Source organism: Agromyces sp. NPDC058064 (assembly GCF_042885275.1).
Lineage (GTDB): Bacteria > Actinomycetota > Actinomycetes > Actinomycetales > Microbacteriaceae > Agromyces.
Genome location: NZ_JBHVSE010000001.1, coordinates 612,098 through 625,839 on the forward strand (window position 1 = coordinate 612,098; position 13,742 = coordinate 625,839).

Below are 13,742 nucleotides of genomic sequence, written 5' to 3' on the forward strand. Positions count from 1 at the left end.
TGGCCCGTTCCCCCCGGCGTGCGCACGGTTTCACCGTAGCGGACCCGCGCCACGGGGTACAGGCCCGGACTCCCCGGCCCCGGCGGCGGCGAGCTCAGCCCTGCGCGCCGAAGAACCCGATCGCCGCCTCGCGGAACACCCGCGACCCCGGCGCGTTGAAGTGGTGGCGCCCGGGCAGTTCGACGAACTCGCCCCGCGGTGTCGCCGCGGCGAGGAGGCGCGACTCCTCGATGATCGCGTCCTTCGTGCCGGTGGCGAAGAGGATCCGCTGCCGCGGCGGCCTCGACACGTCGGGATCGGCGTCGCCGCCGTGCCGCATGCCCTCGGCGAGTGCGATCAGCGCGAGCAGGTCGTTGCCCTCCACACGTTCGGCGAGGGTCGCGTAGTTGCGGGTCACGGGGTCGTCGACGGGGGTGCCGTGCAGGGCGTACTCGCGCGCCTGCGCGATGTCGAGGCGGGCGAGGGGCCGGCCGTCGGGGATGCCGCCGAGCACGGCGCAGTCGACGTGCTCGGGGGCCTGCACGGCGAGCTGCCAGCCCACGCGCGCACCGAGCGAGTAGCCCGCATAGCGCACGGTGTCGAGGAGATAGGTGTCGAGCACGGTCACGAGGTCCTGCACGAGCGCCGACATCGCGTACTCGGACGCCTCGCGCGGCTTGTCGCTCGCGCCGTGCCCGAGCTGGTCGACGCCGAGCACCCGGTACCCGGCGTTCAGCAGGTCGCGCACCCAGCCGGTGTTGACCCAGTTGTCGCGGCAGCTCGACGCGAAGCCGTGCACCGCGAGCACGGTCGGCGCCGACTCGTCGCCCCAGGAGTACGTCGCGATGCGCCGCCCCTCCGCGGTCATCACGAACTGCGGGGCGGGCATCGCGGTCAGCTGCGGAAGCGAGGCATCCATGTCGGCCATTCTCCCGGTTGCGGATGCCTCGCGCACCACGCCGGCCGAACTCCGGCCCCGGCCGCCGGCTCAGCCCTGGAAGTCCTCGGGGTCGACGTCGTCGAGGAAGCGCTTGAACTCGGCGAGCTCGACCTCGTCGTCTCGCCCCTCGTCGCCCGAGCCGCCCTCGGCGGCCTCGTCGTCCTCCCCGGCGAACGCGGCGGGGACGGCCGCCTCGTCGAGCACCTCGTCGGCGACGAAGATCGGCGCCGCGGCCCGCAGCGCGAGGGCCACCGCGTCCGACGGCCGCGCATCGACGACCTGCCGCCCGCTCGGGGTGGTGATCGTGAGCTCGGCGTAGAAGGTGCCGTTCTCGATGCGGGTCACGTCGACCCGCTCGACCCGCGAGTCGAGCGTCGCGAAGAGCGTCGTGATGAGGTCGTGCGAGAGCGGGCGGGGCGGCCGCTCTCCCTCGAGCGCGACGAGGATCGAGGTCGCCTCCTGCGAGCCGATCCAGATCGGCAGCACCCGGGGGGCGCCGGGCTCGAGGCCGTCGAGCGGCTTCAGCAGCACGAGGTGCTGCTGCGCGGCGTCGAGCGCGATGCCGAGCACGCGGACCTGGACCATGTTTCGAGGGTAGGCGCCTTCACCGCCCGCCGACAGGGCGTTCGACGACGTGCGGTTCGCCCGTAGCGAGCGCGCTGGCGCGCGGTGCTCGCCGGGTTCAGGATGGAACGATCCTGACCGCGATCGAAGGAGCAACAGCATGACCGCCTGGACCCCCGACGAGCTCGACCGCATCGGCGACGCGGAGGAGCTGAGCCTCGCCTCGTACCGGGCCGACGGCACGCTCCGCCCGTACGTCGTGATGTGGGTCGCGAGGGCCGGCGACGAGCTGTACACCCGGTCGGCGTACGGCCCCGACGCCGCCTGGTACCGGCACGCCCTCGCGAGCGGCCGCGGCCGCATCCGCGCCGGCGGCATCGAGCGCGAGGTGCGGTTCGAACCGGGCGACGCCGCGGCGAACGCGCCGCTCGACGCCGACTACCACCGCAAGTACGACCGCCACGGCCCGAAGATCGTGGGCACCGTCGTCGGCGAGCACCGCTACGGCGTCACGGTGCGACTCGCCCCGAACGAGGCGTAGCCCGTCGGCACCGCCTCGTGAAGAATGGCGGGATGCGCGGCGAACGCCGCGCCGAGAGGACCGCATGACGAACGAGGCCGAGCACGTGGCATCCGACCCGGACTGGTGGCGCCAGGCGGCCGTCTACCAGATCTACCCGCGCAGCTTCGCCGACCGCAACGGCGACGGCATCGGCGACCTCGTCGGCATCACCTCGCGGGTGCCCTACCTCGCCGAGCTCGGCGTCGACGCGGTGTGGCTCAGCCCGTTCTACCCCTCCGCCCTCGCCGACGGCGGCTACGACGTCGACGACTACCGCGACGTCGACCCGAAGATCGGCACCCTCGCCGAGTTCGACGAGATGGTCGCCGCGCTGCACGGTGCGGGCATCAAGGTGGTCGTCGACATCGTGCCGAACCACAGCTCCGACCGGCACGGGTGGTTCCGCGCGGCGCTCGCCGCCGGCCCCGGCTCGCCCGAGCGCGAGCGGTACCTCTTCCGCGACGGGCGCGGCCCGAACGGCGATCTGCCGCCGAACGCGTGGCCCTCGATCTTCGGCGGCAGCGCCTGGGAGCGCGTCACCGAGCCCGACGGCACCCCGGGCCAGTGGTACTTCCACCTCTTCGCGAAGGAGCAGCCCGACCTCAACTGGGAGCTGCCGGAGGTGCACGAGGACTTCCGGCGGACGCTGCGGTTCTGGAGCGACCGGGGCGTCGACGGCTTCCGCGTCGACGTCGCCCACGGACTCAAGAAGGACCTGGACGGCGCGCACGACGACCTCGCGACGATCCACCGCGCCGACCTCTTCGCCGACGGATCCCACCCCCTCTGGGACCGCGACGACGTGCACGAGGTCTACGCCGAGTGGCGGCGCGTGTTCGACGAGTACGACCCGCCGCGCACGGCGGTCGCCGAGGCGTGGGTGCACGCCGACCGGCGCGCCCGCTACGCCTCGCCCGAGGGGCTCGGCCAGGCGTTCAACTTCGACCTGCTCCAGGCGGGCTTCGAGGCGGAGGGCTTCCGCGAGGTGATCGCGAAGAACCTCGCCGAGGCGGCCGCGACGGGCGCCTCGTCGACCTGGGTGTTCTCGAACCACGACGTCGTGCGGCATGCGACACGCTACGGCCTGACCGACGAGTCGGGCGCCGTGGGCGGCACGCCGACCGGCGCGGAGGGCAAGGCGTGGCTGCTCGCGGGCGGCGACCCCGAGTTCGTCGACGCCGAGCTCGGCCTCCGTCGCGCTCGCGCGGCGACGCTGCTCATGCTCGCGCTGCCGGGCTCGGCGTACCTCTACCAGGGCGAGGAGCTCGGCCTGCCCGAGGTCGGCGAGATCCCCGACGTCGAGCGGCAGGACCCGGTGTTCTTCCGCAACACGGGCGTCGAGGTCGGTCGCGACGGATGCCGCGTGCCGCTGCCCTGGACGGCGGAGGGCCCCTCCTTCGGGTTCGGCCCCGCAGGCGGCGCGGCCCCGCACCTGCCGCAGCCCGAGTGGTTCGCCCGCTACGCCGTCGACGTCGAGGCGGGGGTGCCCGGATCGACGCTCGAGCTCTACCGCGACGCGCTGCGGCTGCGTCGCGAGCTGCAGGGCGCCGAGACGCTCGAGTGGCTGGAGGCCCCCGGGCCGACGGCGCTCGCCTTCGCCCGGCCGGGCGGATGGCGTTCGGTGACGAACTTCGGCGACGAGGCCGTGTCGTTGCCCGACGGCGAGGTGCTCGTCGCGAGCGGCGCGCTGCCCGGCGACGGCACGCTGCCCGGCGCGACGACGGTCTGGCTGCGCTGAGCCGCCCGCGGTCTCCGGGCCTCGGCTGCCTCGCGGCGTCCCCGGCGTCAGCCGCCTTCCCGGCCTCGGCCGCGCGAGGCGCGCCCTGCGCGCCACCAGACGACGACGGCGGTGACGGCGCTGCCGATCATCACCGACCCGGCGATGGTCGCGAGGACGACGTAGCGCAGCTCGGTCGTCTCGCCCTCGTAGGGCTGCGCGTCCGACCAGTCGAGCGAGATGCGCACGAATGCGAGCGCGAGCGCCCATCCGCCGACCCAGACGAGCGCCGCGACGAGGCGCCCCCTCGCGCGCCGGCTCATCGCCATGCCGTGCCCCTCCCCCGCGTCGTGCTCGCCCCTCGGCCGCCCGTCCCGCCGGGCGGCCGCGAAGGGGCCTGCGACCATCCTCCCCCCGTTTCCCGAAGGAGGTCGCAGGCCCGGCTCAGTGCTCCGCGTCGACCTCGTCGAGCGGATGGGTGGTGGTCGGGATCGCGCCGGTCAGCGGCAGCCCCTCGCGGAGCAGGCGGCGACGGCGGAGCATCCACAGGAACGCGAGCACGACGAACCACACGGGGGCCGCGAGGAGCGCGGGGCGCGTGCTCTCGCCGAGCAGCAGCGTCACGATGATGAACGCGAAGAAGGCGAACACGAGCCACGGCGTGACCTTCGCGAACGGCATGCGGAACGCCGAGGCCGCGTGCTTCTCGGGGTGGCGGCGCTGGTACACGAGGTGGCTCGCGACGATCGAGCCCCAGGTGAAGAGCACGAGGCTCGCGCACACCGAGCTCACGAAGGTGAACGCCTGCACGACGCCGTCGCCGGCGTAGAGCAGCGGGATCGCCGCGAACAGGAACACGCAGGTGAAGAAGACGGCGTTGCGCGGGATGAACCGCCGGTCGACCTTCGCGAAGACGCGCGCCGCGTGGCCGTCCTTCGCGAGGCCGAACAACATGCGCGTACCGGAATACAGCCCCGAGTTCGCGCTCGACGCCGCGGAGGTCAGCACGACGAGGTTGATGGCGAAAGCCGCCGCCCCGAACCCCGCGAGCAGCAGGGTCGAGGTGAACGGGCTCGTCCCCGCCTCGATCTGGTCCCAGGGCGTGATGCTCATGATGACGACCATCGCTCCCACGTAGAAGACGATGATGCGCACGACGATCGAGTTGATCGCCTTCGGCAGGTTGCGGCGCGGGTTCTGCGTCTCGGCGGCGGCGGTGCCGACGAGCTCGACGCCGATGAAGGCGAACACGCCCATCTGGAAGCCCATGATGAAGCCCGAGGCGCCGAGCGGGAACAGCCCGCCGTGCTCCCACAGGTTCGTCACCGAGGCCTGCACGCCGTCGGGGCTCGTGTAGCCCGTCACGATGAGCACGATGCCGACCGCGATGAGCCCGAGGATCGCGACGATCTTCACGATCGCGAACCAGAACTCGGTCTCGCCGAACCACTTCACCGGCTGCAGGTTGAGGATCGTGAGACCGATCGCCGTGAGCAGCGCGGGCACCCAGACGGGCAGGTCGGGGGCGAAGTACTGCGTGTACGCGGTGATCGCCACGATGTCGGCGACGCAGGCGACCACCCACGAGAACCAGTAGGTCCACGAGACGAAGAACCCGGCCCACGGGCCCAGCATGTCCTTCGCGATGTCGCCGAACGTCTTGTAGTGCAGGTTCGACAGCAGCAGCTCGCCGAGCGCCCGCATGATGAAGAACACGAAGACGCCGATGATCATGTACACGAAGATGATCGACGGGCCGGTGAGGCTGATGACGGTGCCCGAGCCGAGGAACAGGCCGGTGCCGATGGCGCCGCCGATCGCGATCAGCTGGAGGTGCCGGTTCTTCAGCCCGCGTTCGAGCTCGGCGGGCGGGGCCTCGCTCGAGGCGCCGGTCGGTCTGGGGGGCGATACCGCTTCGGTCATAGGGGGACTCCTTCGTCTGTGCGGATCGGGGCGGGGGTGCTCGAGACCATGCGCCGGGCGTCTGGACCCGGGCTCGGCGCCCGGCTCAGGCTCGGGCGACGACGCGCACGCGGTCGAGCCGGGGATCGACGCTGCCGCGCACGTAACCCGAGGCATCGGCAGCGGTGGCGCGGAGGAAATCGAGCACTTCGCGGGTGAACGGTTCACCGGGAAGCACATTGGGGATACCAGGAGGATACGCGGCGAGGGCGTCGGCGGAAACTCGGCCGACGCTCTCCTGCCACGGGATCACCTCGGTCTCGCTGAGGAACGCGTCCTGCACGCTCATCGCGAGCGGCGCGACGGGCGGCAGCGGACGGGGGTCGCTGAGGCTCTCGGCGACCACGGGCAGCGCGTGCAGCGCGGCGAGGAAGCGGTCGACGTCGACCCGGCTCGTCGCGCCGAGCAGCAGCAGGATCGCCGAGTGCGTCGAGAGCTCGACGACGACCCCGTGATCGCGGATGAGGCGGTGGTGCGCCTCGCCGCCCGAGATGCCGCCGGCGCGGGTGTCGATGACGATCTTGAAGGGGTCGAGGTCGACGGTGCCCGCGCTCTCGCGGATGTCGTCGCTCGCGTCGCGGAAGCGCCCGCCCTCGCGGATGCCGCGGCGGATCGCCTCGGCTGCGGCCAGCGTCTCGCCGATGGAGCGCTCGCCGTCGACGACGAGGCGGCGCCGGGCCTCGTCGAGCGAGGCCATGAGCAGCGCGCTCGAGGAGGTCGACTGGTAGGAGCGGTGCACCCGGTCGACGAGGCCTTCGAGGCGTCGGCCGAACGGCCCCTCCCCGAGGAAGAGCATGGCCGACTGCGTGAGCGAGCCGCCTCCCTTGTGCGTGCTCGAGACGACGAGGTCGGCGCCGAGCCTGGCGGCGTTCGTGGGCAGTCCGGGGTGGAAGCCGAAGTGCGCGCCCCACGCCTCGTCGACGATGAGCGGCACGCCGTGCGCATGGGCCACGCCCGCGATCGCGGCGATGTCGGAGACGGCGCCGAAGTAGCTGGGACTCGTGAGGTAGACCGCCCCGCTCGCGGGGTGGGCGGTGAGGGCGGCGTCGACCTGCTCGGCCGTCAGCCCGTGCGAGGAGCCGAGGGCGCTGTCGACCGCCCCCTGCACGAAGTGCGCGTCGATGCCGCCGTGGGCGATGCCGTCGATGACGCTCGAGTGCACGCCGCGCTGCACGACGAGCTCGCGGCCGAGCGCGCGGGCGACCATCGTCGCGATGTGGTTGCCCTGGGACGCCCCGTTGGTGAGGAACCAGGCGCGGCGGGCGCCCCAGGCGTCGGCCGCGAGCTCGAGCGAGCGGGCGAGCGGCGTCGGCTTCGCGGGGTTGATCATGCGCCAGCTGTCCTGGTCGATGCCGCTGAACAGCATCGGCTTGTCCATGCGCAGCGCCTGCTCGCCGATGAACGAGGCGATCCCGGGCGCGTTCTCGGCGTGGCCGTGGTGGGCGGGCACGTGGATGTGCTGCCAGTCGCCGGCGGCGAGCGCGCGGAGCGCGTCGGCGTACGGGACCTCGGTCTGCGTGGGGAGCTGCGTCGGTGCGGCGTGGAACATGAGGTTCAGGCTAGGAAGCCTCGGGCGACATGAGAAGTGGGTGAATCTGTGCCGCAGCGACATACGCTCTATGAGTGATCTCGTTGCAGCAGCTCCGCGTCATCCTCGCCGTGCGCACGAACGGCAGCCTCACGAAGGCGGCGAGCGCCCTCCACTACGGCGTCCCGACCGTCACCCACCACCTCGATGCCCTCGAGGCCCGCCTCGGCGCGCGACTCGTCGAGCGCACGCCGCGGGGCGCGCGACTGACCCCGATCGGCGAGCTGCTCGCCGAGGAGGGCGAGCAGATCCTCGCGCGGGTCGCGCACGCCGAGCGGCTCGTCGCCACCTACCGCGACGCCGGCGCGATGACGCTCGTCGTCGGCACCTTCCCCTCGATCGGCTCCCGGCTCCTGCCCGAGGCGATCCGGGTGCTCCGGGCGTCGATGCACGTCGAGGTCGAGCTCGTCGAGGGCGAGCCGACCGAGCTCGTGCGCATGCTCGGGGAGGGCGCCCTCCATGCGGCGCTCATCTACGACCTCGAAGGCGATCCGGCGTTCGACGCGCCCGATCTCGCGTCGACCCTGCTCATGTCCGAGCCGTTCCAGGTCCTCGTCGGGGAGCGGAGTCCGCTGGCCCGGCTGGGCGAGCTCGACCTCGCCGAGCTCGGTCGCAGCTGGATCGGCAGCCGCAACGACGACGAGGCGTCCCAGCGGGTGCTCCGCCGGGCGAGCGCCGCGCTCGGCCAGGAGCTGCACGTGTTCACCCGTACCGACGACCTCAACATGATCCACGGCCTCGTCGCGGCCGATCTCGCCGTCGCGCTCACGGTTCCGTCGACGCTCGTGCCGGGGTTCGGCGTGGTCGCGCGCCCGTCGGTGCAGGAGCTCGGGATGCGGCGTCTCGCCTTCGTCACCCGTGGCGACGGGCAGCCGCCGGCGCTCGCACGCCTCCGGGACATCCTCGTCGAGGCCGCAGCCGACCTGGCGACCGCGACCGGGACCGCGACCGGGGCGACCACCCCTCCCCGCGCTCCGGATCGACGGTGAGGCCTGCCCGGCTCAGGCGAAGACGAGCCAGCCGGTGCCGATCGCGACCGCGACGACGCCGAGCACGAGGCTCGGGACGAAGGGCTCGCGCCGACGGAGGTGGAGGCCGACGGCCACGGCCATCATGCCGGCGAGCGCGAAGGCCGCGACGGGCGTGAGCCAGGGTGCGATGCCGGTCGCGGCGGGCAGCACCAGGCCGAGCGCGCCGATCACCTCGAGCGCGCCGATGCCCTTGAGCTGGGCCGGGTTCACGGTCTCGACCCAGGCCATCCGCTCGTTCTCCCCGACGCGCTCGTACGGGGTGACGACCTTCATGGTGCCGGCCATCACGAAGGCGAGGGCGAGCACGGCGGTGACGATCCAGAGGGCGATGATCATGGGGGTTCCCTTCTCGGTTACGAACAGTTCGTAACGCACGATCGGGTATCGTATTCCTCGAGCGCCCGGCACTTCTCCGTGCGTCGCGCACCTCGAGGTGCGTATCGGGCCCTGCGAAAGGAGCCGTGCATGCCGAGTCCGTCCCCGCGTCCCCTGCTCACCCCGCCCGTCGACGCCCCGTTCGGGCACGAGGGCACCGCCGCGTGCAGCGTCGACAACCCGGCGAGCGGGCTCATCCGCGAGATCCTCGCCCGTGTCGGCGACAAGTGGAGCATGCTCGTCATCGGCGTGCTGCACGACGGCCCCCTGCGCTTCACCGAGCTCCAGCGCAAGATCGACGGCATCTCGCACCGCATGCTCACGCAGACGCTGCGCAGCCTCGAGCGCGACGGCCTCGTGACGCGCACGAGCTACCCCGAGATCCCGCCCCGCGTCGAGTACGCGGCGACCCCGCTCGGACGCTCGCTCTCCGAGCCCGTGATCGAGCTCGCCCGATGGGCCGCCGCCCATCGCACCGACATCCTCGACGCCCGCGAGGCGTACGACGCCGACCGCTGACGCGGGGCGTGCCGCCGAGCAGTGACCGAGCCGACCTGCGCGGTCAGCCGACCGCGTCCGCGTACTCCTGCGCGACCCGCGCCACCTTGTCGACGTAGTCGTTGTCGTGGTTGTACGAGTACACCGCCGTGCGCCAGCCCTCGGGGCTCGTCATCGGACCCGCCGCGCACAGGTAGCGCGCCGTCGTGAGGGCGGCGTCGTCGATCTGATGGGGGTCGGCCACGTCGTCGCCGTTCGCGTCGCTCGCCCACCGGTCCCAGGTCGAGGGGATGAACTGCATCGGGCCGACGGCGCGATCCCACGTGGTGTCGCCGTCGAGGACGCCGTCGTCGGTGTCGTGGATCGTGGCGACCCCGTCGCCGTCGAGCGCCCGGCCGATGATCGGCGGACGGACGTCGCCCGACTCGCCGAGCGACGAGTCGCCGTGGCGGCCGTGATCCGACTCGATCGACCCGATCGCGGCGATCGTCGCCCAGTCGACCCCGCACTCCGGCTCCTCCTGGGCCACGGCGACGTGGGCGAGCGTGTAGGCGGCGAGCGCCCGCACCGGGATGCCGGTGGCGTCGGCCACGGCCTCGAGCCACTCGCCGTCGACCACCGGCATCGGCAGCCGCCCGGGGCCCGAGCCCGACACGCCGGCGGGATCCTCGGGCGCCGCCGTGCCGCCGTCGGCCGACGGGTCGCCCTCGGCCCGGTCGAGCTCGTCGGGCTGCGCGGTGGTCGGCGGCAGCGCCACGTACGAGCCGTACGCGGCCGGCGCGGCGAAGCCGCCGGGGTTGCGTGCCGTGCCGATGAGGTTCACGGCCACGACGACGCCGGCGACGAGCGCGACGACGCCGACCGTCGCGCCCACGTACATCGCGACGCGGCCGATCGCCTTCCGCCAGCCGCCCGGCGTGCGGGCTGGACGGCGCTCGCCGGCATCGTCGGCGTCGAAATCGTCGTCCCAGGACATCGTTGCTCCGTTCGGGCGTTGGTTCAGGGTGCCCGCGGGGCCGACCGTGGTCGCTCGTTCGAGCGCGACGGCGACGACCCCGCATCCACAGTACGCGCCCTTCGCGGATCCTGCGCCCAGATCGTGCCAGTCGGCCTCCTCGTGAATCACCGCCCGCCCGACTAGGCTCGGCCTCGCGGGCACCGAGGAAGGGCTGATGCGAGCCATGTCGAACGCACTCTCCGAAGATCAGCTCGCGATCGTGGCCGCGGTCCGCGAGTTCACGACGGCCGAGCTCGCCCCCTTCGCGAACGAGCGCGACCAGACGAAGCACTTCCCGGTCGACACCCTCGAACTGGCCGGGAGACTCGGACTCGGCGGCATCTACGTCGCCGAGGACGTCGGCGGGTCGGCGCTGGGCAGGTTCACCGCCGCCCTCGTGTTCGAGGAGCTCGCCAAGGGCGACACCGCCATCGCCGCGTACCTGTCCATCCACAACATGGTGGCGTGGATGATCGACCGCTACGGCGACGAGGCGCAGCGCCAGCGGTGGCTTCCGGGCATGAGCTCGCTCGTCGATCGCGGCAGCTACTGCCTCACCGAGCCGTCCGCCGGGTCCGACGCCGCCGCCGTGACCACCTCCGCGCGGCGCGAGGGCGACGAGTACGTGCTGAACGGGGTGAAGCAGTTCATCTCGGGCGCGGGCTCGTCGGCGGTCTACCTCGTCTTCGCGCGCACCGGCGGCGCGGGCTCGCACGGGATCAGCGCGATCGTCGTCCCGGGCGAGGCGTCCGGCCTCTCGTTCGGGGCCGAGGAGAAGAAGATGGGCTGGAACGCCCAGCCGACGCGCCAGGTCGTGCTCGACGACGTGCGCGTACCGGTCGGCAACCGTCTCGGCGAGGAGGGCGACGGCTTCGCGATCGCGATGTCGGGGCTCGACGGCGGCCGGGTGAACATCGCGGCCTGCTCGCTCGGCGGCGCCCAGTGGGCGCTCGACCGCACGCTGCGCTACGTGCGCGAGCGCGAGACCTTCGGGCACCCCCTCGCCGAGCACCAGTCGGTCGGGTTCGCGCTCGCCGACATGGCGACCGAGCTGCACGCCGCGCGCCTGCTCGTGCATGACGCGGCCGCCGCGATCGACGCTCGCGACTCCGACGCCTCCGCGAGGTGCGCGATGGCCAAGCGGTTCGCGACCGATGCCGCCTTCGCCGTCGCGAACACCGCCCTGCAGCTGCACGGCGGGTACGGCTACCTCTCCGAGTACGGCATCGAACGCGTCGTGCGGGACCTGCGCGTGCACCAGATCCTCGAGGGCACGAACGAGGTCATGCGCATGATCATCGCCCGGCGGCTTCTGGCGCTCAGCTCGTGAGCAACCCCGAGTGCAGCAGCTCGAGGTAGTTCGCGCTCACGCTCGCCGCCGTGTGGCTTCCCCCGGGCCGGTACCAGCGCACCGTCGACCAGACGGCGTCGCGGATGAAGCGGAAGGCGAGGCGGGGGTCGATCGACTCCCGGAAGACGCCGTCGCGCTGGCCCGCCGTGATCTGCTCGAGCCAGAGCTCCTCGATGCGTGCGGCTCCGTCGACGAGGAACTCGAAGCCGGGCTGGGTCATCAGGAACCCGGTCTCGTTCTGGTAGATGCTCACCTCGTCGGGGCGCTCCTCGATCGTGAGGAAGGCGTGCTCGACGAGCTGGTCGAGGTGCTCGCGGTGGCTGCCCTCGCTCGCGACGATCCGCTCGAAATGGGCGAGGGTGTCGCCCATGAAGGTGCGCAGGATCTCCTGCAGCACCGCCTCCTTCGACGAGAAGTGGTGGTAGAGGCTGCCCGAGAGGATGCCGGCCTCGTCGGCGATGTCGCGGACGGTCGTCGACGAGTAGCCGCGCGAGGCGATCTGCCTCGTCGCGATCGCGAGGATCTCGTCGCGCCGGCCCGGTGCGTCGCCCACGTCAGCGCCCGCTGACCTTGCCGAACAGCCGTGCGATGGGTGCGAGCACGAGCGGTCGCGCCGCGACCCACGCGGCGGCGATCACCGCGAGCGAGCCGACGAAGATCCAGAACCCCGTCCAGTTCACGACGTCCTGGCTGGCGTACATGTGGTTGAGGTTGCGCAGGGCGCCGGTCGCGAACACGAGCCCGACGTGCACGATGATGAAGAGCACGAAGTAGAGCATGACCGGGAAGTGCACGGCCCGGGCCCACTCGACCGGGTAGATGCGGTTCAGCGTCTTCGCGTTCTTCGGCCAGAGGCCCGACATCCGCACGCCGGTGATCACCGCGAGCGGCGCCGCAACGAAGACGGTGACGAAGTAGGCGATCTGCTGCAGGCTGTTGTAGTTCACCCAGCCGTTCTCGGTCGGCCAGTCGAGCGACAGGTACTGGAGCAGCGCCGAGATCGCGTTCGGGAAGACCTCCCAGCTCGTCGGCACGATCCGCATCCACTGCCCGGTCGCGAAGAGCAGCACGACGAAGACGAGGCCGTTGACGAGCCACAGGATGTCGAGGGACTGGTGGAACCACAGCGACAGGCTGATCTTGCGCTTCGCGTTCCACCGCGGCGACCAGAACGCGGTCGGCCGCTTCTGCGTGCGGACCTGGAGGCCCGAGCGGATGATGAGCACGATCAGGAACACGTTGAAGAAGTGCTGCCAGCCGATCCACGCGGGGATGCCGACGGGCGCCGACTCGGGCAGGTGGTACTCCCCCGGGTACGTGGCGATGAAGTCCTGCATCGGCGCGAGGGCGAGCAGCCAGTTGACCACCACGACGACCCCGGTCGCGGCGAGCAGCAGGCCGAAGCCGCCGATGGCGAGGCCACCGGCCCACTCGGCCCGGGTGTACGGTCCGTAGCGCTTCGGCCACGGCTCTGCTTCAGGGCGCGCGGATGCCACGGCGACCGCCGCACGCCGCGGCTGCGGTGCCGGGGTGGGCCGGGGCGCCGGCGCGGGCGCGGGCGTCACGGCGGCCGCAGCCGCCGGCGCAGCGGGTGCCGGCGCCGCGACGGGCTCGGGCTCGACCGCCTGCGGGGCCTCGACCGGTGCCGCAACGACCCGCTCGGGTCGCACGGGGGCCGTGCCTGCCGGGGGCCAGGGCTCGCCGTCGGGCGTGCGCGGAAGTCCGCGACGCAGGGCGACTCCCCCGGCGACGGCGGTCGCGGCGGGCTGCGCCGTTGCGGGTGCCGTGGCTGACGCGGCCGCGGGGGCTCCGCCCGGGGCGGCCTCGGCGGGGGCGGCGACGGCCGCGGCGGCCGGAGCCGCGAGGTCGGCGGCGCTCGCCGCCGCGGGTGCCGCGGCGGCGGGCGGCCAGGGCTCGCCGCCCGGCGTGCGCGGAAGTCCGCGGCGCAGCGTGCGCGCCGTCGCGACGGTGGTGGCCGCAGCCGCGACGGGTTCGGCCGCAACCGGCGCCGGCGCCGCCACGGCGGGCGCGACGTCCGCCGTCGCCGTGGCGGCCGAGCCCGACGGCGCCTCGGCGGGAACCGCCTCCGCCGAGAGCTCGGTCACCGGCGGCCAGGGGTCGCCGCCCGCCACGCGGGGCAGGCCCTGCCGCGTCGTTCGCCCGTACGTCGCCATCGGG

Annotated in this window: 14 protein-coding genes; 5 read left to right on the plus strand and 9 right to left on the minus strand. The window is 72.9% G+C overall.

All coding sequences use genetic code 11. The features are described 5' to 3' along the window. Positions 1-94: 94 nt before the first annotated feature. The gene (locus ACFVSL_RS02865) at positions 95-898 is read right to left on the minus strand and encodes an alpha/beta fold hydrolase (RefSeq protein WP_386938316.1); all 804 of its coding nucleotides are present in this window, start codon (positions 896-898) and stop codon (positions 95-97) included. 69 nt (positions 899-967) lie between these two features. Further along, a complete protein-coding gene (locus ACFVSL_RS02870; RefSeq protein ID WP_386938318.1) occupies positions 968-1,504 on the minus strand; it encodes a bifunctional nuclease family protein in 537 nt (178 codons plus the stop codon). Positions 1,505-1,643: 139 nt separating this feature from the next. Between ACFVSL_RS02870 and ACFVSL_RS02875 the strand changes: the two genes are divergently transcribed. Both ACFVSL_RS02875 and ACFVSL_RS02880 read left to right on the plus strand, forming a co-directional pair. Next, entirely contained in the window at positions 1,644-2,024 is a 381-nt protein-coding gene (locus tag ACFVSL_RS02875; RefSeq protein WP_386938320.1) for a DUF2255 family protein, read from the plus strand. 64 nt (positions 2,025-2,088) lie between these two features. Then, positions 2,089-3,783: an alpha-amylase family glycosyl hydrolase gene (locus tag ACFVSL_RS02880; protein ID WP_386938322.1), complete on the plus strand. Its 1,695-nt coding sequence runs from the start codon at positions 2,089-2,091 to the stop codon at positions 3,781-3,783. A 47-nt stretch (positions 3,784-3,830) separates the two neighbouring features. Here the strand turns inward: ACFVSL_RS02880 and ACFVSL_RS02885 are convergent, their stop codons facing one another. The 3 genes from ACFVSL_RS02885 to ACFVSL_RS02895 all read right to left on the minus strand — a co-directional run bounded on the left by ACFVSL_RS02885 (position 3,831) and on the right by ACFVSL_RS02895 (position 7,273). After that, a complete protein-coding gene (locus tag ACFVSL_RS02885) occupies positions 3,831-4,169 on the minus strand; it encodes a hypothetical protein (protein WP_386938324.1) in 339 nt (112 codons plus the stop codon). A 37-nt stretch (positions 4,170-4,206) separates the two neighbouring features. After that, entirely contained in the window at positions 4,207-5,685 is a 1,479-nt protein-coding gene (locus ACFVSL_RS02890) for an amino acid permease (RefSeq protein ID WP_386938325.1), read from the minus strand. Positions 5,686-5,770: 85 nt separating this feature from the next. Further along, the gene (locus ACFVSL_RS02895; RefSeq protein ID WP_386938327.1) at positions 5,771-7,273 is read right to left on the minus strand and encodes an aminotransferase class I/II-fold pyridoxal phosphate-dependent enzyme; all 1,503 of its coding nucleotides are present in this window, start codon (positions 7,271-7,273) and stop codon (positions 5,771-5,773) included. A 74-nt stretch (positions 7,274-7,347) separates the two neighbouring features. Between ACFVSL_RS02895 and ACFVSL_RS02900 the strand changes: the two genes are divergently transcribed. Continuing rightward, positions 7,348-8,301 (plus strand): LysR family transcriptional regulator, encoded by a 954-nt coding sequence (locus tag ACFVSL_RS02900; RefSeq protein WP_386938329.1) that lies wholly within the window; start codon positions 7,348-7,350, stop codon positions 8,299-8,301. A 12-nt stretch (positions 8,302-8,313) separates the two neighbouring features. On the opposite strand, the gene ACFVSL_RS02905 is transcribed toward ACFVSL_RS02900, so the two are convergent. After that, positions 8,314-8,679, minus strand: coding sequence for a DoxX family protein (locus ACFVSL_RS02905; protein WP_386938331.1), 366 nt, complete (start codon positions 8,677-8,679; stop codon positions 8,314-8,316). A gap of 129 nt (positions 8,680-8,808) precedes the next feature. Between ACFVSL_RS02905 and ACFVSL_RS02910 the strand changes: the two genes are divergently transcribed. Then, the gene (locus tag ACFVSL_RS02910; protein ID WP_386938333.1) at positions 8,809-9,237 is read left to right on the plus strand and encodes a winged helix-turn-helix transcriptional regulator; all 429 of its coding nucleotides are present in this window, start codon (positions 8,809-8,811) and stop codon (positions 9,235-9,237) included. Between the two features lie 43 nt (positions 9,238-9,280). On the opposite strand, the gene ACFVSL_RS02915 is transcribed toward ACFVSL_RS02910, so the two are convergent. Beyond that, positions 9,281-10,192, minus strand: coding sequence for a lytic transglycosylase domain-containing protein (locus ACFVSL_RS02915; RefSeq protein ID WP_386938334.1), 912 nt, complete (start codon positions 10,190-10,192; stop codon positions 9,281-9,283). A gap of 205 nt (positions 10,193-10,397) precedes the next feature. Here ACFVSL_RS02915 and ACFVSL_RS02920 point away from each other — a divergent pair, with 205 nt between their 5' ends. Next, a complete protein-coding gene (locus ACFVSL_RS02920) occupies positions 10,398-11,543 on the plus strand; it encodes an acyl-CoA dehydrogenase family protein (RefSeq protein ID WP_386939310.1) in 1,146 nt (381 codons plus the stop codon). Here ACFVSL_RS02920 and ACFVSL_RS02925 read toward each other — a convergent pair. Beyond that, complete coding sequence (locus ACFVSL_RS02925; RefSeq protein WP_386938336.1) at positions 11,533-12,117, minus strand: TetR/AcrR family transcriptional regulator; 585 nt, start codon at positions 12,115-12,117, stop codon at positions 11,533-11,535. The two genes, ACFVSL_RS02920 and ACFVSL_RS02925, sit on opposite strands and share 11 nt — an antisense overlap. Position 12,118: 1 nt before the next feature. Next, positions 12,119-13,738 carry a cytochrome b/b6 domain-containing protein gene (locus ACFVSL_RS02930; RefSeq protein ID WP_386938338.1) on the minus strand — a complete coding sequence of 540 codons (1,620 nt, stop codon included), beginning with the start codon at positions 13,736-13,738 and terminating at the stop codon, positions 12,119-12,121. Positions 13,739-13,742: the final 4 nt, after the last annotated feature.